We start from the raw sequence: 21,719 nt of genomic DNA, 5'->3' as shown, positions 1-21,719 counted from the left end.
AAAAGTCTCTATGCATGTACAAGCTTCAAAGATATATTTTTGATAAGCGGCAAATCCTGAATATTTTATAAGATAGGCAGACGACTGTATTTTGTAACCAGATATTCCTATGAAATAAGATTTTCCTCAGTTTTTACGATGAATGACTCCCCGGTACCGGGCAGGTAAAATTGCCGCTCCCCTCATAGGGATGGCGGCAAACAGACATTCTTATGTTTATACCATATGCTATGAAGAGATTTACTACCCTTGTATGCTTGTTATTGTCTTTCTTTTCGTTGAAAGCGGCCGACGATTATTATTGGGTTGGTGGCGGAGGACGCTGGAGTGATGTGAATCATTGGCGGATAGGCAGTTTCAATGGGAGTATTCCCGGAATCATACCCTCTGCTGCGAATAATGTTATTTTCGGGCCTGATAGTGGTTTTGGTGATAACGACTCGGTAAAGCTGGATGCAAATGCGTTTTGTGCCAATATGATCTGGACCACAGATGTACCAAAGAATCCCCTGTTCATCCGTCAGGGCGGCTCCACGCTGACAATTACCGAAAGTCTTTCTCTTGCCCCCAGCGTAACTTGTGAAGGAATCATGGTTACGTTTACAACCGGATCTGCTGCTACACTAACCACCAATGGCCCTGTACTGGGGTCGATAGGTTTTGATATCAATAAACCGGGAGGCAGTTTCACATTGGCAGATGACCTGATTTATAATGCGCCTGCTTCGGGAGGAAATACCATCACTTTGACTGCCGGTACATTTAACGCACCCGGGAGAAAAATATCTGCCTACACATTTGCCACCAGCAGTGCACTTGCACGAAGTATAGATATAAGTAACACAGAAATGAATATCTACCTTGGCTATAATTGTCAAGGTGCAAATAAAACATTGAATGCAGCAGGTAGTGTGATTAAAACCGGCAGGTTTTATTCCGACGCCGGACTATATAATATTGTTGAATCAGGTGCCAACCTGTTCACCCATGTTACGATTGTTAATACCACCTTCAAAAAACTGACTTTTACAAATACGTCGACCGTCTCAGAAGTGGGTATAAATTCGGGGAACACCATTGATACATTGATATTTAAGGGATCAGGAGCAGTAAGGGCCAATAGTAATAATGTGAATTATATAAGCTGCCAGGGGGCAGCGACCATAGGAGGAAGCGGTAATTATCTTAAATATGTGACAGTGCTCAATGGGCCTTTGGGTATTGCCAGTGGAGGCAACACCTTTGACACATTGCTGACCACGCCTAACCGTAATATCTCTATTGCAGGTACAACTACCATCAATAAACATTTCAGGGCGGGTGGGGCCCCTTGCAATGGCTTTACGGAGCTTACAGGAACTTCAACCGGCACATTGGCATTTGGAGTGGGGGCAACAGCCAGCATCGATAATGTATTGTTGACGAATGTGACGGCCACCGGCAGCATTGCGCCCATCACTTTAAATGGTATTGACGGTGAAGGGAATAGCGGGTTTATTATCAACTCGCCATCTGTCGCAGGCACTACCCTGTATTGGGTGAATGGAGCGGGAGACTGGAACGACAATTCTCACTGGAGTACCAGTAGCGGGGGGCCGGGAGGCGCTTGTATCCCTTTTATCAGGGATAATGTGGTGTTTGACATTAACAGTGGTTTTGTGACAGGCAGTAATACGGTTACTACCAGTGCCAATACCTATTGTAATAACATGACCTGGGCCAGCGGCGTCACCGGTAGTCCCACATTTAATGAAAGCATTGCATTTGTAATGCAGATCTATGGCTCTGTGGTGCTGGAACCCACGGTAACGATGAATGCCTTTGTGGACATGCGTGGCACTTCCGCTGCAATGCTTACGACAAACGGCAGTACGCTGGGGGTAAGCCAGTATACCGTCTGGAAAGATGCAGGCAGTCCGGGAGCCGGTCTCACACTGCTGGATAACTGGACTAACGCCGGTTCCGGGTTCGTAGTTGCGAGAGGTGCGTTGAATTTAAGCGGGCGTACGGTGAACATATATGCAATAACCAGTACCGGCTCTCTGGCAAGATCAATCGACATCAGTAATGCGCGTATCTCGGTAAGCAACTGGAATTACACCGGTAGCCTCTTTACGCTCAATGCTACCAATTCATACTTGTTGGCGCGTTTACTGTTAGCTACACGCGCCGCTACCTATAATGTGGTGGATTGTGACGCGACGGTGGCCGGTAATATGGACGTCTCAACAACTACTTTCGGCCAGCTTACGTTTACCAACAACGGGCTTACAAGTGCCGCCAGGATAAATACCGGGAATATCATACGGAAGTTGGAATTTAAAGGGCAGGGAATGATCCTGGGTACTGGTAACATGATGGATTCACTGGTTACTGCCGAGAACCGTAATTTCTTCTTTTACAACGTGGGCACCGGCAATACAACCACCATTAATAAGTATTACAAAGCTACCCATCCCTCCTGCAGTGGATTAGGAGAAGTCAGAAGCGGAACAACCGCCATCAGTACAGTTAATTTCGGTCCGAATGCGAAAGTGGATATAGCCAATGTTTATTTGGTAAATATCGCCGCTACAGGTGGTGGAGGCACCTTAACACTTCCTATTGCATTTAGCGGAGCAGATGCGGGAGGAAACAGTGGGTGGACTATCGGCTCGTCAACAGGGAGTGCACGTTATTGGATTAACGGCAGTGGCGACTGGAATGATGCGAGTCACTGGAGTACCACCAGTAATGGTGTTGGCGGCGCTTGTGTACCTACTGTAACAGATGATGTGTATTTTGATGCGAACAGCGGCTTTACCGCTGCATCTAAAACGGTGACCATTAATAACGGTAATGCCTACTTTCATAATGTGAGCTGGGCGGGTGCGGCCAATGATCCGGTCTTTACAAAAAATAATGCCTGGACCATGGAATGCTGGGGAAACAGTATTGTGCTGAACCCGGCGTCTACACTGAATATATCTACATTGTTGCTAAAGGGAACGGAGCAAACGGTGATGACGGGACAGTGTAAAGGTAGTTTTGACTTAGAGATTAACAAACCGGGAAGTGGCCTTACACTCGCGAATGATTATACCAATACACTTACCCGTTTTTTCCTGGTAGATGGTAACTTCACCGCCTCCGGCAAGGTGCTGAATATTGCTAGTATAGATAATGCTGGCCGCGATAACCAGATTGCCCTTGATATTAGTGGCAGTACCATCAAAGGGGATATCCGCTACTATGGTACCACCACCAAACGGACACTGAACGCGGCTAATTCGAATATTACCGGTGCCGTTACCTTAAATGGGTTTACCTATAATATCATCACTGTGCCGGGAATGGTTGCGGCCAACGCTACCATCTCCAATACAACCGTTAAATCACTTGTTTTTACAGACCCCGCGACCACCTCGGCAGCTGGTATAAACGGCACCAATAATACCATTGGCTACGTGGAGTATAAGGGTAGTGGAGGTATTTATGGTACAGGTAATACGATTGATACATTGATCTTTTTTCCAGGCGACATTTATACATTTGCCGGCGGTAGTAACACCACCATCCGGCATGAATGGTTCGGTAGTGGTACTCCTTGCCGTCTTACCGAAATCAAAAGCAGTAATGCTACGAATGCCACAATTACTAAACCGGCTGGCTCAGTAGAGTTTGACTACATACGCCTCCAGAGGATAACAGGTACCGGTGGTGCGTCATTCTCTATCAAACAACATAGTACTGATCAGGGAGGTAATATTGGCTGGACAGTTGTGCCATATAATGGCTCCTCACCCATTCAGGGACTAGGAGATGATGTTGAAATATGTTCCACTGCTTTCCCTTACGAATTGAATACCCAGGGCTTTTTTGGATCACCTTCTTCCCAATATCTCTGGAATGACAACAGTACTAAGGACAAGCTGATAGCAAACGGTCCGGGTAAATATTATGTGAGGGTCAGCTTCCCTGATGGCTGTTCTGTTAGCGATACTATTAATATAAAACAGACAGTAGTGCCGGTGAGTCCTATCACAGGAACTACGGCAGTGTGTCTTGGCTTCAATACAACATTGAGTTCTACTACTACCGGCGGTGTATGGAGTAGCAGCGATGCGGCTGTGGCGAGCATAGATGCTGCTGGTGTTGTGACAGGTGTAACCATCGGTACTGCTACGATAACCTACACCATTACGAATGGAGGAGGATGCTCCAATAGTCAGACCGTCACTGTTACGGTAAGTAGTCTGCCCGTTGTGGCAGCCATTACCGGTACAGGTGATGTTTGTATAGATGGAACCACAACATTAAGTTCCACTACTACCGGTGGTGTATGGAGCAGCAGCGATGCGGCTGTGGCTAGCGTAGATGCCTCCGGTATTGTGACTGGTGTAACAGCGGGTAGCGCAACAATAACTTATACCGTAACGAATGTGAGCGGTTGTAAGGCTTCGCAGATCATGAATGTCACTGTAAACGGTCTGCCCGTTGTGGCTGCCATTACTGGTACAGGTACTGTTTGTATCGATGAAACTACAACATTAAGTTCCACTACTACCGGTGGTGTATGGAGTAGCAGCAATGCAGCTGTGGCTAGCGTAGATGCCTCCGGTGTTGTAACTGGTGTAACAGCAGGTAGCGCAACAATAACTTATACGGTAACCAATGCGAGCGGTTGTGAGGCTTCGCAGGTCATGAATGTCACCGTAAACGGTCTGCCCGTTGTGGCAGCCATTACCGGTACAGGTACTGTTTGCGTAGACGGAACCACAACATTGAGTTCCACTACTACCGGTGGTGTATGGAGTAGCAGCGATGCGGCTGTTGCCAGCGTAGATGCCTCCGGTGTTGTGACAGGTGTAACAACCGGTAGCGCAACAATAACTTATACCGTAACGAATGTGAGTGGCTGTAAGGCTTCGCAGGTCATGAATGTCACTGTAAATGGTCTGCCAGTTGTGGCTGCCATTACAGGTACAGGTACTGTTTGCGTAGATGGAACCACTACATTAAGTTCCACTACTACCGGCGGTGTATGGAGTAGCAGCGATGCGGCTGTGGCGAGCATAGATGCTGCTGGTGTTGTGACTGGTGTAACCACCGGTACTGCTACGATAACCTACACCATTACGAATGGAGGAGGATGCTCCAATAGTCAGACCGTCACTGTTACGGTAAGTAGTCTGCCCGTTGTAGCTGCCATTACCGGTACAGGTACTGTTTGTATAGATGAAACTACAACATTAAGTTCCACTACTACGGGTGGTATATGGAGCAGCAGCGATGCGGCTGTTGCCAGCGTAGATGCTGCTGGTATTGTAACAGGAGTAACAGCAGGTAGCGCAACAATAACTTATACCGTAACCAATGTGAGTGGCTGTAAGGCTTCGCAGGTCATGAATGTCACCGTAAACGGTCTGCCAGTTGTGGCAGCCATTACAGGAACAGGTACTGTTTGTATAGATGGAACCACTACATTAAGTTCTACTACTACGGGCGGTGTTTGGAGTAGCAGCAATGCCGCTATTGCCAGCGTAGATGCCTCCGGTGTTGTAACAGGAGTAACAGCGGGTAGCGCAACAATCACTTATACGGTAACGAATGTGAGCGGTTGTAAGGCTTCGCAGATCATGAATGTCACTGTAAACGGTCTGCCCGTTGTGGCTGCCATTACTGGTACAGGTGATGTTTGTATAGATGAAACTACAACATTAAGTTCCACTACTACCGGTGGTGTTTGGAGTAGCAGCGATGCGGCTGTGGCTAGCGTAGATGTTGCTGGTGTTGTAACAGGTGTAACAGCAGGTAGCGCAACAATAACTTATACGGTAACGAATGTGAGTGGCTGTGAGGCTTCTCAGATCATGAATATCACTGTAAATGGCCTGCCCGTTGTGGCTGCCATTACTGGTACAGGTGATGTTTGTATAGATGAAACTACAACATTAAGTTCCACTACTACGGGTGGTGTATGGAGTAGCAGCGATGCGGCTATTGCCAGCGTAGATGCCTCCGGTGTTGTAACAGGTGTAACAGCTGGTAGCGCAACAATAACTTATACGGTAACGAATGCGAGCGGTTGTAAGGCTTCGCAGGTCATGACTGTCACCGTAAACGGTCTGCCAGTTGTGGCAGCTATCACAGGTACAGGTGATGTTTGTATAGATGGAACCACAACATTAAGTTCCACTACTACCGGTGGTGTATGGAGCAGCAGTGATGCTGCTGTGGCCAGTGTAGATGCCTCTGGTGTTGTGACAGGTATAACAGCTGGTAGCGCAATAATCACTTATACCGTAACGAATGCGAGCGGTTGTAAGGCTTCTCAGATCATGAATGTCACTGTAAATGGCCTGCCAGTTGTAGCTGCCATTACAGGCACAGGTGATGTTTGTATAGATGAAACTACAACATTAAGTTCCACTACTACCGGTGGTGTATGGAGTAGCAGCGATGCCGCTGTTGCCAGCGTAGATGCCTCCGGTATTGTAACAGGTGTAACAGCAGGTAGCGCAACAATAACTTATACGGTAACGAATGCGAGCGGTTGTAAGGCTTCTCAGATCATGACTATCACTATAAATGGCCTGCCAGTTGTAGCTGCCATTACAGGCACAGGTGATGTTTGTATAGATGAAACTACAACATTAAGTTCCACTACTACCGGTGGTGTATGGAGTAGCAGCGATGCCGCTGTTGCCAGCGTAGATGCCTCCGGTATTGTAACAGGAGTAACAGCAGGTAGCGCAACAATCACTTATACGGTAACGAATGTGAGTGGCTGTAAGGCTTCTCAGATCATGAATGTCACTGTAAGTAGTCTGCCCGTTGTGGCAGCCATTACAGGCACAGGTGATGTTTGTATAGATGAAACTACAACATTAAGTTCCACTACTACCGGTGGTGTATGGAGTAGCAGCGATGCCGCTGTTGCCAGCGTAGATGCCTCCGGTATTGTAACAGGAGTAACAGCAGGTAGCGCAACAATAACTTATACCGTAACGAATGTGAGTGGCTGTAAGACTTCTCAGATCATGAATGTCACCGTAAGCGGTCTGCCAGTTGTAGCTGCCATTACTGGTACAGGTGATGTTTGTATCGATGAAACTACAACATTAAGTTCCACTACTACCGGTGGTGTATGGAGCAGCAGCGATGCGGCTATTGCCAGCGTAGATGCCTCCGGTGTTGTAACAGGTGTGACAGTGGGTAGTGCAACAATCACTTATACCGTAACCAATGTGAGTGGTTGTAAGGCTTTGCAGGTTATGAATGTCACCGTAAATGGTCTGCCAGTTGTGGCTGCCATCACAGGTACAGGTACTGTTTGTATAGATGGAACCACTACATTAAGTTCCACTACTACCGGTGGTGTATGGAGCAGCAGCGATGGGGCTGTGGCCAGCGTAGATGCCTCCGGTATTGTAACAGGAGTAACAGCAGGTAGCGCAACAATAACTTATACCGTAACGAATGTGAGTGGCTGTAAGACTTCTCAGATCATGAATGTCACCGTAAGCGGTCTGCCAGTTGTAGCTGCCATTACTGGTACAGGTGATGTTTGTATCGATGAAACTACAACATTAAGTTCCACTACTACCGGTGGTGTATGGAGCAGCAGCGATGCGGCTATTGCCAGCGTAGATGCCTCCGGTGTTGTAACAGGTGTGACAGTGGGTAGTGCAACAATCACTTATACCGTAACCAATGTGAGTGGTTGTAAGGCTTTGCAGGTTATGAATGTCACCGTAAATGGTCTGCCAGTTGTGGCTGCCATCACAGGTACAGGTACTGTTTGTATAGATGGAACCACTACATTAAGTTCCACTACTACCGGTGGTGTATGGAGCAGCAGCGATGGGGCTGTGGCCAGCGTAGATGCCTCCGGTATTGTAACAGGAGTAACAGCTGGTAGCGCAACAATCACTTATACGGTAACGAATGTGAGTGGCTGTAAGGCTTCTCAGATCATGAATGTCACTGTAAGTAGTCTGCCCGTTGTGGCAGCCATTACAGGTACAGGTACTGTTTGTATAGATGGAACCACTACATTAAGTTCTACTACTACCGGTGGTGTATGGAGTAGCAGCGATGCAGCTGTTGCCAGCGTAGATGCCTCCGGTATTGTAACAGGAGTAACAGCTGGTAGTGCAACAATAACTTATACGGTAACCAATGCGAGCGGTTGTAAGGCTTCTCAGATCATGAATGTCACTGTAAGCGGTCTGCCAGTTGTAGCTGCCATCACAGGTACAGGTACTGTTTGTATAGATGGAACCACAACATTGAGTTCCACTACTACCGGTGGTGTATGGAGCAGCAGTGATGCCGCTGTGGCTAGCGTAGATGCCTCCGGTATTGTGACTGGTGTAACAGCAGGTAGCGCAACAATAACTTATACGGTAACGAATGTGAATGGCTGTAAGGCTTCTCAGATCATGACTATCACCGTAAACGGTCTGCCAGTTGTGGCAGCCATTACAGGTACAGGTACTGTTTGCGTAGACGGAACCACAACATTGAGTTCCACTACTACGGGCGGTGTATGGAGCAGCAGTGATGCGGCTGTGGCCAGCGTAGATGCTGCTGGAGTTGTAACAGGTGTAACAGCTGGTAATGCAACAATCACTTACACCGTAACGAACATGAGTGGATGTAGCAGCAGCAAGGTGATAAACATTACCGTTAATAAATGTAATAACCAACAACCTCCGGTGGCTAATAATGATGTGGCAACGACATTTGTAAATATTCCGGTGCTGATTAATCTCATTGCCAACGATGTTCAAACCGGCGGTTTGCTTGACCTCTCCTCTGTCATCATCGTGAGTCAGCCATCTAAAGGCACAATTAGTATAAATGCTAACGGCACCGTAACCTATTCGCCTGTCACTGCTTTCATCGGCACAGATATCTTCAGTTATACCATCCGTAATACTCGCAATGACGTGTCAAATCCGGCCACTGTTACCGTTACAGTAAAGCCATTGCCGGGCGCTGTGAATGATACAGCGCAAACCTTGCCAGGAAGGGAAGTCGTGGTGAGTGTACTGGATAATGATACGGGATTGACCGGCTTTGCCGACATAATAATTACAACCCGGCCAGCCAGAGGCACCTTAAGAATAGATGCGGATGGTAAGATAATATATATGCCAGATGCTGGATTCAAAGGGGTAGATGTATTTGCTTATCAGGTGAAAGACCTTGCAGGTAATATTTCAAATGAAGCTATCGTAAGAATTACGGTTACTGAGGATGGATTCTTTATACCAAATGCCATTACACCTAATAATGATGGTATAAATGACCGTTTTGTAATACCGGATCTCTACAAATATCCCGGTAGCTCGCTATCCATATTTAATCGCTGGGGTAATGAAGTGTATTATTCCGGCAACTATAATAACAATTGGGATGGTAACGGCTTGGGTGGTGGTACTTACTACTATGTATTGAAACTAAAAATACCAGAAGGCGCCAAAGCATATAAAGGTTGGATCCAGTTACTGAAATAAAACAAAAGCGATGCGTGTAAAAATATTTTTTCTGATGCTATTCTCTACTGTTGTCTGTCTTTCAGTAAGTGCCCAGCAGGAAGTACAGTTTAGTCAGTATGCATTTAATGGATTAGCCGTAAATCCCGCCTATGCCGGGTATAGAGGTGATGCTTACCTGAATACCACTTACCGCAAGCAGTGGGTGGATTTTCCGGGAGCTCCGCAAACGGGCGTTGTATCATTAGATGGGCTTCCCAACTGGATCCAGGATGAGCGGGTAGGACTGGGGATTCAGGCCCAATGGGATAAACTGGGACCACAGGAATATCTTTCTTTAGGAGGATCTTACGCCTACCGCATTCCGTTAAACGAGTCCGGGAGTTCAAGACTAAGTATCGGTATGGGATTAAGCCTGGCGCAGTATAGCGTAAAAGGCAACGTATTGCAGTTCACAGATGTGAACGACCCTTCTGCACCAGCGGGTAAAATCAATGCACTCAAGCCGGATGCCAGCTTTGGAGTCTACTACAATACATCGACTTTTTATGCAGGAGCTTCCGTTTTACAGTTGTTTTCGCAGGAATTATCAGGAAAGATTGCAATTACCGGCGGTGACCGCGAGTACCTGGTTATCAAAAGAACGAAACATTATTATTTCACTTCCGGCTTTCTGATTGACTTATCTGACCAATTAAAATTAAAACCTTCCATTATGGTGAAGGAAGATTTTAAAGGACCAACAAGTTTCGATCTGAATGCTTTTTTATTGCTGAATGAAAAGCTCTGGCTTGGAGGTTCTTACCGCTCTTCTGCGGATATCTGGAAGAAACATAGTCTTCAGGACGGACTGATGAAGTCCAACGCAGCCAGCATTATTGTAGAGTTTTTTGCAAATGATCGGTTAAGAATAGGCTATTCCTATGACTTCACAACAAGTGGACTATCCAGCTACCAATCTGGTTCGCATGAAATATCCATTGGACTGTTACTTCTTAGTAAAAAGCGCCAGGATAGGGTGCTTAGTCCCAGGTATTTTTAATCTCACCGATTAAACCAATAATAAATGATCATAAAAAGGCATTTTAATAAGGCATTGCTGACAGGTGGTTTAATGGGCGTTTTTACGATGGTATTTGCGCAGGAGCAAAAATCGGCTTTAGCACTGGCGGATGCACATTACCTGCGCTATGAATACAAACAGGCGGCAGTATTTTACGAGGAAGCAGCTTCAAAGAAAAACACCAACATTGCAATATTCCGTAAGCTGGCGGATTGTTACCGTAATACGAATAATTATTTGAAGGCAGCCACCTGTTACAGCAAAATAATAACCCTGGACAGTGTACAATCAGAAGACCTGCTTTACTATGCGGATGCATTAAAGAGTACAGGCGACTACGCCAGGGCAAAAGAAATATATGCCCGCTACATGCAGCAGGGCGGCAGCGATGCATCAAAACAGATGGCGGGTTGTGATTCTGCAATACACTGGAAAGCAATACGCCCGGAGTTTAGTACAAGAAATCTGAGTGAATTAAATACCGGCGCTTCTGAATGGGGCGCTACCTGGTACCTTGGAAAGCAGTTGGTTTTTACGTCAGACAGTTTACGCTATACGATGATTGCTGCTTCAAAGAAGGAGGTAGGAAGAACTGGAAATGACTACTCGAAATTATACCGGGTGGATTCCGTAGGCAATAATCCCAACGGGATAATTATCCGTGGCTTCGATGCAAAGATGAATAGTTACCGTTACCATATCGGACCGGTGATTTTTTCGGCAGGAGGTGATACTGCCTATCTCACGCTGACGAATGTGGACAAAGGCACCTATCATGGGCGGAAATCATATTATACCCGGCGCCTGGAACTGCATTACAGCATAAAAAAGGAAGGGGAGTGGCAGACGCCTGAACCATTTGCTTATAATAATCCTGCTGCTTATTCCCTGGGACACGCTGCATTAACGGCCGATAATCATATCCTCTATTTTACCAGTGATATGCCCGGTGGTTTCGGAAAAACAGATATCTGGTACTGTGAAAAGCAGGCTGACGGCAGTTGGAGCAACCCCCGGAATTGTGGTCCCGTCATCAATACAGAAGAGGAAGAAGCTTTTCCCACTATTAACGAGGAAGGACGTTTATACTTTTCCAGTAAAGGACATGCGGGTATGGGTGGATTTGACATTTTTTCTGCTCAGGGCTATGCCACTACCTGGTCCATACCCCTAAACCTGCGCAATGGTTTTAATTCTGAAGGCGACGATTTTTGCCTGGTAAAACAGCCAAACGGTCATGGCATATTCGCCTCCAACCGGGAGGGCGGCCGGGGGGATGATGACCTTTATGCTTTTGAATCCTTATCGCAGCCGGCGGCGCTTGTATCTGTTGCTGAGCCAAAAATACTGGAAGCATTTGTTTATGATAGTGAAACCGGTTTACCTGTAAAAGATGCCGTTGTAAGCCTGAAGGATGAGGACCGGAATGAAATGTGGACACTCCTGGCAAATCATGAAGGAAAACTACGGTGGGTACTCACAGATGAACACCGGTTCGTGATATTTGCTACGGGAAAGGATCACGCATTTGCAGTGCCAGTAAGGTTTACCGCAAAGGGTAAAGATACATTACGCCTGGAGTTAAAGCTACCGAAAGCGCCACCTGTTGTGGGCAATACTTTTGTTTTGCAAAATATTTATTATGATCGTGACGATTATCATATCCGTCCCGATGCTGTGATGGCACTGGATTCCCTGGCAGCTACAATGGAGCGTTATCCGGGGATGCGTGTAGAACTCGCTGCTCATACAGACAGCAGGGCCAGCACGGAGTACAATTTGATATTGTCCAACCGCAGAGCCGCTTCGGCAGCAGCTTATCTTATCAGCAAGGGCATTAGCGAAGAACGGATCATAGCAATAGGTTATGGGGAAAGCCGCCTGCTGAACCGCTGTGCTGATGGATTGGATTGTACAGAGGAGGAACACCAGCAGAACAGGAGAACGGAAGTACGCATACTTCAACGATAATATGTAGCATTCATAGGGGTAGATAAAAGGCCGGCAGTAAAGACATGTAAACTGACCGGCCTAATTTTTCAGGTTGAAAAGTTCCATTTTCTTTACGAGATCAATGATATTGGTAACCTGCATTTTTTCAAAGATGCGTGCTTTATAAGTACTTACTGTGGTGGCATGTATCAGTAGTGTGGCGGCAATCTCATTTACCGGCAACCCTTTGCAGATCAGCTGCATCACTTCTTTTTCCCGGGGTGAAAAACTGTTAACTTTGTTTGTACTTTCAGCCGTTAGCTCTACGAGTTTCTTTTGCATTTCGCCTTTCATGACATGACTTATGTATTTTTTCCCTTCGAGCGTACTGATAAGCGCCAGCTGTATATCTTCCTCTTTCGCCTTTTTATCGAGATAACCATCTGCGCCGACTTGCAGGTAGTTAAGGGCGTACAATTGTTCGGATAAATCGGAGAAGATCAACACGCTGAGGGTTGGCTGCCGGAGCTTTGTTGCTGCGACCGTATTGAGATGAGTACCGCCTGGCAGGTCTGTGTCCAATATCAGTAGATCATAATGCTGCTTTTGTAGTTTAATGATCACTTCATCCAGCGTGACTGCCTCTTCAGTGATGGTGTTTATTGGAAGTGCGGATATGATTTGAGCCAGTCCGGTCCTTATCACAAAATGTTCATTGGCTATCAGTATTTTCTTCATCTGTATAGGGTAATTATCATATGCTTATCACATAAAAATACACATACGCCGCTAATTATAATATATAATAATTAAGCGGTAATTCTTCAAATGTCATCATCTCCTTCATTTTCGATATCGGGTATCCATATTTCCCTGGATATCTATAGAATCGAGATGAGAAAGTCTTACGGGACAAAACTTGTTCCAGCATGTATTAGGAATATAGTTGAAAGCAGGGGATGCCCTGGATTTTGAGCATATAGTTTAGCGAAACTTGGTTGCTTGTTAAATTTTTTCTATTTTCGGGATATGAGAATGACCGTAATGTTATAAAATCTTCCCTTGGCTTAACACTTAAGCAATGCACCATGTTCTCCATGGTGCGAATAATTTCATCGTATACTTCACCACTCGTTATTTCATTTATCCTTTTACAACAGGATTGTTGTGCTATGGATGTAATCATAAAAGTAAATTTTATGCCAGATATATTAAGCAAACAAGAAATCGAACAGTTTATTACCGACGGATTTGTTAGGATTGACAATGCATTTTCTTCAGATGTTGCTGCCGCCGCTTTGGATATTTTATGGAAGGATATTCCTTTTGAACGCACGAACCCCAATACCTGGACTGAGCCAGTAATCCGCCTGGGCATGTACGCGCAGCAGCCTTTTATTGATTCGGTTAACACACCGGGGTTGCATGCAGCTTTTAATCAATTGATTGGTGCAGATAAATGGATGCCGTGTCGTAGTGTAGGAACATTTCCAGTCAGATTTCCCTCAAACAAGCAACCGAACGACACTGGTAAGCACGTGGATGCAAGTTTTCCTGGCGATGACCCTTCCAATTATTTTGAATGGCGTGTTAATATAAAGTCCAAAGGACGTGCTTTATTAATGTTGATTTTATATTCCGGTGTGGCTGAAACAGATGCCCCGACGGTCATCTACAGGAAGTCGCACATCGATGTAGCAAAACTTTTATATCGGGAAGGTGATAAGGGCCTTTCCTTTATGGATCTTGCAGGCAGGTTGGATGAATTGCCAAAACGTGAAGAAGTGTTGGCAATTGGTAAAGCAGGAACTGTTTATCTGTGTCACCCTTTTTTGGTGCATGCAGCCCAGGCACACAGCGGCAATACACCTAAGTTTATGGCGCAACCTCCTTTGTTACTACGAAAGGAATTAATTATTACGGATTCCGATATTGGCTATACTCCTGTAGAGCAAGCTGTCCGGTTAGCCTTGAACGACTAAACAAAGTTAACTTTGAGAAAGCTGTGAAACGTTCCTGAAAAGTCAGACGCATTTGGATTGATCCTATAACATGTAAATGCTACTCTTTATTATAAGGGTAGCATTTATATTTCCGGGAGTCCGGATAAATTTGATCACCGGGAAATCAAAGCACAATTAAATTAATTTTTAAACAAAAAGGAAGGTATGAATGTTTCAATAAAGAGGATTTTACCTGCCTCTCTCTCGTCGTTACTCCATTCTTAAGCATATACAATCGTTAGCACCCATCTAACAGGCTTAAGCATACTCAACTTTTAGCATTCTTATCAATCGCCGGGTAAACTATTTGAGCAAAATCAAATAATACTATCATGGATATCCAAACACAGTTTTTGGTAAGAAGCTTTATTTCCTCCTTTAATGTAAAAAAAGACATTCCTGTTCAGTATGACTATTGTTTGCTGAAACGATTCCCGGATGCAAATCTATCTCCGTCATATTTCCCTCAGCTAAGGAAAAATGTATATCCTATTGTTAATATAAAATAAAAGTTATGATGAGGAGACTAATGTTATGGGTTCTTTTAATCACAAATACCATCAGTATTAGTTGTGTATTTGGACAAAAAAAAGATCACCCTAAAAAACCAAATATTATAATGATCATCTCAGACGATACCGGTTGGGGTGATCTTGGCGTCTATGGTGGTGGTGTAGGTCGCGGTATGCCAACACCTAACCTGGACAGGTTGGCAAAAGAAGGAATGCAGTTCTGGAATTTCTATGGCCAGCCAAGCTGTACACCTGGAAGAGCAGCTATGTTAACGGGCCGGATACCTAACCGCAGTGGTATGACCACTGTGGCATTTCAAGGTCAGGGAGGAGGTTTGCCGGCTGCTGAATGGACGCTTGCATCAGTACTCAAACAGGCGGATTATAAAACTTATTTCAGTGGCAAATGGCATTTGGGTGAGGCCGATTATGCAATGCCGATTGCACAGGGATTTGATAAAATGCAAAACGTGGTATTGTATCACCTGAATGCATATACTTATGCTTTCCCATCCTGGAATCCGGAGATGTCCGGGGAGATGCTGGCTTTCTTTAAGAAAGTAACAACCGGTGTGCTTGAAGGTGAAGCCGGAGGCAAGACGAGGGAGGTTACAAAGGTAACAGAAGAAAATATTGGTGAGCTGGATATGCAAATGACTGAAAATGTACTTAAGCAGTTAGATGAATATGCAAAAGGATCAGGTCCGTTTTTTATGTGTATCAATTTTGCTAAAAACCATCAGCCTAATGTACCATCAAAACAGTTTGCAGGCAAATCATCTGCTAAAAGCAAGTATGCTGATTGCGTAGTAGAAATGGATTATAATGTGGGTCGCATTATGGATGAAGTCCGCAAACTGGGAATAAGTGAAAATACTTTTGTTGTCTATACTGTTGACAACGGCGCATGGCAGGATGTACACCCTGATGCTGGTTATACCCCGTTCAGAGGCTCGAAAGGCACTGACAGGGAAGGAGGCAGCCGCGTTCCTGCCATTGCCTGGTGGCCGGGTCAGATTAAGGCAGGAAGCGATAATCATGATATTGTCGGAGGGCTTGACCTGATGGCAACCTTTGCCAGCCTGGCTGGTATAAACCTGCCCAAAAATGACAGGGATGGTAAGCCCATTATTTTTGACAGCTATGATATGTCCAATGTTCTTTTTGACGAAGGGAAACCATTGCGCGATAGGTGGTTTTATTTTACTGAATCAGAATTAACTCCTGGTGCAGCAAGGGTAGGACGCTGGAAGGCCGTGTTTAATACACGCGGAGATAACGGTGCGCTTGCTGGTAGCGATATGCCTGGTCAGCAACTGGGATGGAGAGGTGCGGAAAGTTATGTGGCTACGGTTCCCGCTGTTTATGACCTCTGGGCAGATCCACAGGAAAGGTATGATCTCTTCATGAATAGCTTTACCGAAAAAACCTGGACATTGCCCATCTTTAATAAAGCAATGCAGGAACTAATGGACTCTTACATCAAGTATCCTCCAAGACCTCTTCAGAGTGAAGTTTATTCAGGTCCCATGGAAATCAATAAATTCCGTACAATCCAGGAGGCTAAGAAACTGATGGAAAACAAGGGTATAAAATTACCTGCTGAATTGAATAAGCAATAATAATTTCCCCCCTGGCGCATTATACGAATCTGCAGGATGCGCCAGGGTTTTATTGTCCTTGTAAGGCTTCTCAACTTTATTATTTTTTAATATCAATCAGGGTGTATGAAAATAATTTCATTTACAATGATCGTAGTTTCCATGTCCGTGCTGGTTGCATGCACGAGCAAAACTGAAAATACCAACAGGAATGGTGACGAAAAAAGAGATACACTGTATGCTAAAGATCCGTTGCCGTCATGGAACGACGGGGACGTTAAGAAAGCTATTATTGATTATGTAAATAATGTCACTAATGCGGATGGTGCTGATTTTATTCCCATAGCAGACCGGATTGCCACCTTTGATAATGATGGTACCCTATGGGCTGAACAGCCTGTATATTTCCAGTTTTTTTATGCGTTGGATAAAGTAAAATCTATGTCATCGGGTCACCCTGAATGGAAGACCCAGGAACCTTTTAAATCCGTATTAAACAATGATATGGCAGGAGTTATGAAGCAGGGAGAAAAGGGTATTCTTCAAATCGTAGCTGTAACCCATGCGGGTATGAATACCAATGAATTTGATTCATCTGTGGGGCAATGGATTGATACCGCTTTGCACCCGGTAAAAAAAATACATTATACCGCGATGGTTTACCAGCCAATGCTGGAACTGTTAAAGTTCCTGCAGGGTCACCAGTTTAAAACGTTTATTGTATCCGGTGGAGGTGTGGATTTTATGCGGGTATGGGCCGAAAAAGTTTATGGTATACCTAAAGATCAGATTATTGGAAGTAGCATCAAAGCAAAATTTGATGATACTGATGGAAACCCTGTTATTGTTAAGCTGCCGGAATTAGATTTTATAGACGATCATGAAGGAAAACCTGTAGGTATCCAGAAATTCATCGGACGTAAGCCTGTTTTTGCGTGCGGAAATTCTGATGGGGATCTGCAAATGCTGCAGTGGACTGCATCAAACAAATACAGCAATCTTGAACTGTATGTGCATCATACCGATGCAGACAGGGAATGGGCATATGATCGTCAATCTTCCATTGGTAAATTGGATAAGGGATTGGATGAGGCTATGCAAAATAAATGGCTGGTTGCAGATATGAAAATTGACTGGAAGACTATTTTTCCTGGAAGAAAGAGCGAATAGATGATTTTTTTCCGGATCAAAAGAGACGCGTATGTATTTCTTCACCGGTAATAGTTTTTTTATTGTGATGATATTATTTTTCCTGAGCCTGGATGGTTTCGGACAGGAGAACGATATGGATACTGCTGCATATACCCCGGTAAAATATGGTAATAAAGGGTTTGAGTTTAGGACCAGGGATAATAAGTTCCTGCTGCAAATACAAAGCCGGCTTCAATTTAGATTTGCCACGCCGGAAGACCAGGACCCCGTTACATTTGATGATTTTGATAGTAAAAAGAATGCTTCATTCAGTATAAACCGGGCGCGCTTAAAAGTGGGAGGACATGCATTTAAACCCTGGCTAAAATATTACTGGGAGTATGAACTGAGTCAATCAAATCTTCTTAATTATACTATTACGATAGATAAATGGGAGTGGATGAAATTCATGGTTGGTCAATGGAAAGTTGAATACACCAGGGAAAGAAGGATAAGTAGCGGTGAGCAACAAATGGTAGATCGTTCAGTCATAAACCGGGCCTTCACGATTGACAGGCAGCAGGGTGCGGAAATTTATGGCCATATTAAAGGTAAGGGGCTGGTAGATTTTAACTACTGGGTGGCTGTCGCTACCGGAACAGGCCGGGGTAGCAGGGAAAACGATGACAGCCATCTGATGTATTTCGGAAGGGTACAATGGAATTTTTTAGGACCGTATTTGGATTTTGAAGGTAGTGACCTGGAAATTCATCTGCATCCTGCTGCGGAAATAGCAGTATCCGGTGTCACAAACAGAAGCCCATATACACGTTTTTCCCAGGCAGGCGGAGGGGCTCTTGAAGGATATGAGAATGGACTTCCAGGGCAATACAGCGTAAATCAGGCTAACATTGAAACGGCTTTTAAGTACAAGGGTTTTAGCTGGCAGTCAGAATTTCACTGGAAACAAATCATCGATAGATTTGACAATGATAAAACCGATAATCTTCATGGATATTATGTGGAGGCCGGTTATTTCTTTCACCAGTTGGTTAACTGGTGGCCGGAACCATTGGAAATAGCGGCCCGCAATGCCGGTTATATGCCTAACAGGGAAGCGGATCAAACGAAGAAGAGAGAAACTTCTGTAGCTACCAACTGGTTTTTTAATGGGCATAAGAATAAAGTAACAGCGGAGGTAAGTTATTTCAATTATGATAAAATAAGTGATGTACCCACCGATCAATGGCGGTTTAGATTACAATGGGATATATCATTGTAGAATCACCTCAATCGTTATGTAAACTAATTTCTTTTTTTTAGACAAAAAGAGGATGTCCTTTTGAGACATCCTCTTCCTTTTTATTTGTCTGTATCTGTTCGTACTAGAATTTAAACGCAACACTTCCCACAAAGTTGCTTGGCTTCTGTGGGTTTACAGACCAGTAGCCGGTGTAATAAACTTCGTTGGTGATGTTATTCACGTTGAAGGATACCCTGAATTTTCTGGCATTGTAGAATACACCGGCATTCATCAGTGCATAGCTTGGTAGGTAGAAAACACCTGTTACACTGTTGTCAATGACTTTATACCTGCTGGCATAGTTTCCACCTGCGCCGATACCGAAGTTTTTCAGTGTTCCGCTGACAAACTTGTAGGTAGCCCAGATGTTGGCGAGGTTTTGTGGGCCTTGTCCACCCGGCGCTCTGCCTGGTTCACTGTAGAAGTCATCCTTATTACCTTCCAGCACTTTTGTATGGTTGTAGCTGTAGCCCGCAATGATGTTCAGGGCTTGTGTTGGGTGAGCGTTCAGGTCTATCTCAAATCCACTGCTACCGAATTTACCACCCTGGGTAGAGTTCATCGGGTTTTTACTGTCGGGGATTACTTTGTTATCCACTTTAATATCATAGACAGATAACGTAGCGTATAATTTATCTGCAAAGATGTCTGTTTTGATACCAAATTCCACCTGGTTGGCATGTTCCGGTTTGAACGATTGCGTACGCTGATAATTTCCATCAGTATCGTAAACAGAAGAGGGGGATACGTTCAGGAATGCGTTCATATAGCTACCGAAAACGGATACTTTATCAGGTACAATCTGGTAAACCAATCCAAACTTAGGCGATAAAGCAAATTGGTTGTAGCCATCGTCATCCGTCGCATTTTTATCACCTTTTGAATGGAAGTAATCGGCTCTGAGACTTACCATGGCGATGAAAGCAGGTGTAATATTCAGTACATCGGATACATAGGCGCTGTAGAAGCCATTGGTAACATTGGAGTTGGTACTACCGGTGCCGGCGAGGAGCGCATATACCGCATCTTTTGTCAGCGGTACCGCCGTGTGTACTTCTCCGTTAGAAGGGTCCGTATAGTCGGTAACGTCACCCTGCGGACTTACGTTCCTGCCGGTTGCCCAGCCGCCACCGTTATCCACCACGTTGCGGTGGAAGTAGTCGAGCCCGATCAGCAGGCGGTTGCGCAGGCTACCGATTTTGAAATCGCCATTGAAGTTTTGTTGTATATCGAACGTTTTGGTCGTTTGATTTTCGATGTGGAAATCCTGGCCAAACCATTTATCTCCCGGGTCCTGATCCCAGATATAGGTATAGACGCCGTCGGATTTTACCCTGCCACCGGAGAAAACAGTCTGAGAGGTCCAATTGCCGGAGAGCTTGTACAGCATTTGTGCCTGGAAGTTTATCCGGGGATTCTTAATGGTCAGTTCGTTGCTGGTGAATGATTCTTTCACGTTGAGGTTAAGCTCATCGATGTTTTTGAAGTCGAGCGGACTAACGCGGTCAGAGTGGAAGAATACCGGTGGTACGGCCCTTTCTTCCTGGAGTATTTCGGCCATCACATGAAAGGAGAGGCGGTTATTTACTTCGTAGGAGAAGGAGGGGGCGATGAAGAAGTCTTTCCGGAAGCCTGCGTTCTGAAAAGAGTTTTCGGAAGTATAGGTCGCATTTACCCGCATCGCGATTTTTTGTTTTTTGCTGAGGAGGGTATTTACATCAGCAGTAACGCGGTTGAGCCCGAAGCTGCCGATGCTGTATCCAACTTCTCCACCGAAGCCGTAGAAAGGTTTTTTAGTAATGGTGTTGATGATACCGCCATAACTATAGAAGCTGGCGCCGAAGAGGGTACCGGAAGGTCCTTTCATTACCTGCACTTCTTCTACATCGGCGGGGTCGAGGTTGCCGCTGGTGAGGCCAGGGAGCCCGTTGATGAGAGACGGTTGTGCATCGAAACCGCGGAGTGCGAAGTAGGAGGCGCCGTCGCCGGCTCTGCCGGTGGACTGCCAGGTTTGCACAATACCAGGAACGTTGCGCATCACATCGTCGTAGGAGGTAATGCCTTGTTGCTTCATGATTTCAGCGGAAACAGCATTATAAACCTGGGGATTCTCCAGGTTTTTGAGTGGCATTTTGGCTACTGTTTTGCTTTCCCGGTTCATGTTGCGGGAGGAAACGGTTACTTCGCTCAGCTGGGCGGCGCTTTCGTTGAGGGTAAAGTTCACTTGCTGCGTTTGTCCGGAGGCTACCGTTACTTCTTTTAGCTGGGTAACGGAGCCAACGGACGTAATGCGCAGTGTCCAGTTGCCGGGTTTGATATTTTTGATGGAATATTCTCCGTTTTCATTGCTGATACTACCAAGCTTGGTGCGTTCTACGCTGATGGTAACATTAATGGCCGGATGACCATCTTTAGTTGTTACACTGCCATTGATGATACCGTTCTGGGCGTATACTGTTACAGAACAGAGGAGGGTAGATAAGAAAAATAAAAATCTGGACATTTACATTGACTGGTTGATTAAAACTTCTACAAAGTTCCGATGACGAAAAAGGAAAAGTTTACACGATCGGGAAAATTTTAGAGAGCGTGCAGTACATAGATAATATGGTTTTAACATTATTATAACAATTGAAATTTTAACTTTCGACCATTACGATTGTCGAAGTTCCGATTTTGAAGAAAGTAT

At 45.0% G+C, this 21,719-nt stretch carries 9 protein-coding genes; 7 read left to right on the top strand and 2 right to left on the bottom strand.

The genetic code is table 11. From position 1 onward, the window contains the following. Positions 1 to 230 precede the first annotated feature (230 nt). Genes ABQ275_RS13740 through ABQ275_RS13730 form a run of 3 tightly spaced genes read left to right on the top strand, consistent with a single transcriptional unit; the run spans position 231 to position 12,519 of the window. On the top strand, positions 231 to 9,506 hold the full coding sequence (locus tag ABQ275_RS13740) for an Ig-like domain-containing protein (protein WP_349313711.1): 9,276 nt from the start codon (positions 231 to 233) through the stop codon (positions 9,504 to 9,506). 10 nt (positions 9,507 to 9,516) lie between these two features. Further along, the gene (locus tag ABQ275_RS13735) at positions 9,517 to 10,527 is read left to right on the top strand and encodes a type IX secretion system membrane protein PorP/SprF (RefSeq protein WP_349313710.1); all 1,011 of its coding nucleotides are present in this window, start codon (positions 9,517 to 9,519) and stop codon (positions 10,525 to 10,527) included. A 24-nt stretch (positions 10,528 to 10,551) separates the two neighbouring features. Then, on the top strand, positions 10,552 to 12,519 hold the full coding sequence (locus tag ABQ275_RS13730) for an OmpA family protein (protein WP_349313709.1): 1,968 nt from the start codon (positions 10,552 to 10,554) through the stop codon (positions 12,517 to 12,519). Between the two features lie 60 nt (positions 12,520 to 12,579). Here the strand turns inward: ABQ275_RS13730 and ABQ275_RS13725 are convergent, their stop codons facing one another. Continuing rightward, positions 12,580 to 13,218, bottom strand: a complete 639-nt coding sequence (locus ABQ275_RS13725; RefSeq protein WP_349313708.1) for a response regulator transcription factor — start codon at positions 13,216 to 13,218, stop codon at positions 12,580 to 12,582. Between the two features lie 461 nt (positions 13,219 to 13,679). Here ABQ275_RS13725 and ABQ275_RS13720 point away from each other — a divergent pair, with 461 nt between their 5' ends. The 4 genes from ABQ275_RS13720 to ABQ275_RS13705 all read left to right on the top strand — a co-directional run bounded on the left by ABQ275_RS13720 (position 13,680) and on the right by ABQ275_RS13705 (position 19,009). Further along, on the top strand, positions 13,680 to 14,462 hold the full coding sequence (locus ABQ275_RS13720; protein WP_349313707.1) for a hypothetical protein: 783 nt from the start codon (positions 13,680 to 13,682) through the stop codon (positions 14,460 to 14,462). Positions 14,463 to 15,102: 640 nt separating this feature from the next. Next, positions 15,103 to 16,617, top strand: a complete 1,515-nt coding sequence (locus ABQ275_RS13715) for an arylsulfatase (RefSeq protein WP_349313706.1) — start codon at positions 15,103 to 15,105, stop codon at positions 16,615 to 16,617. Between the two features lie 105 nt (positions 16,618 to 16,722). Next, positions 16,723 to 17,766, top strand: a complete 1,044-nt coding sequence (locus ABQ275_RS13710; RefSeq protein ID WP_349313705.1) for an HAD family hydrolase — start codon at positions 16,723 to 16,725, stop codon at positions 17,764 to 17,766. A gap of 31 nt (positions 17,767 to 17,797) precedes the next feature. Beyond that, entirely contained in the window at positions 17,798 to 19,009 is a 1,212-nt protein-coding gene (locus ABQ275_RS13705) for a porin (RefSeq protein WP_349313704.1), read from the top strand. 103 nt (positions 19,010 to 19,112) lie between these two features. Here ABQ275_RS13705 and ABQ275_RS13700 read toward each other — a convergent pair whose 3' ends face one another. After that, positions 19,113 to 21,533 carry a TonB-dependent receptor gene (locus ABQ275_RS13700; RefSeq protein WP_349313703.1) on the bottom strand — a complete coding sequence of 807 codons (2,421 nt, stop codon included), beginning with the start codon at positions 21,531 to 21,533 and terminating at the stop codon, positions 19,113 to 19,115. Positions 21,534 to 21,719: the final 186 nt, after the last annotated feature.

This window comes from Chitinophaga sp. MM2321, assembly GCF_964033635.1.
Taxonomy (GTDB): Bacteria; Bacteroidota; Bacteroidia; order Chitinophagales; family Chitinophagaceae; genus Chitinophaga.
Note: the sequence above shows the minus strand (reverse complement) of the source record. Positions and strands in the feature narration are given on the sequence as shown.

Excerpts from the sequence above, each read along its gene's own strand:
- ABQ275_RS13735 (WP_349313710.1), top strand. The coding sequence starts at position 9,517 with ATGCGTGTAAAAATATTTTTTCTGATGCTATTCTCTACTGTTGTCTGT.
- ABQ275_RS13725 (WP_349313708.1), bottom strand. The coding sequence starts at position 13,218 with ATGAAGAAAATACTGATAGCCAATGAACATTTTGTGATAAGGACCGGA.
- ABQ275_RS13730 (WP_349313709.1), top strand. The coding sequence starts at position 10,552 with ATGATCATAAAAAGGCATTTTAATAAGGCATTGCTGACAGGTGGTTTA.
- ABQ275_RS13715 (WP_349313706.1), top strand. The coding sequence starts at position 15,103 with ATGATCATCTCAGACGATACCGGTTGGGGTGATCTTGGCGTCTATGGT.
- ABQ275_RS13720 (WP_349313707.1), top strand. The coding sequence starts at position 13,680 with ATGCCAGATATATTAAGCAAACAAGAAATCGAACAGTTTATTACCGAC.
- ABQ275_RS13700 (WP_349313703.1), bottom strand. The coding sequence starts at position 21,533 with ATGTCCAGATTTTTATTTTTCTTATCTACCCTCCTCTGTTCTGTAACA.
- ABQ275_RS13710 (WP_349313705.1), top strand. The coding sequence starts at position 16,723 with ATGAAAATAATTTCATTTACAATGATCGTAGTTTCCATGTCCGTGCTG.
- ABQ275_RS13740 (WP_349313711.1), top strand. The coding sequence starts at position 231 with ATGAAGAGATTTACTACCCTTGTATGCTTGTTATTGTCTTTCTTTTCG.
- ABQ275_RS13705 (WP_349313704.1), top strand. The coding sequence starts at position 17,798 with ATGTATTTCTTCACCGGTAATAGTTTTTTTATTGTGATGATATTATTT.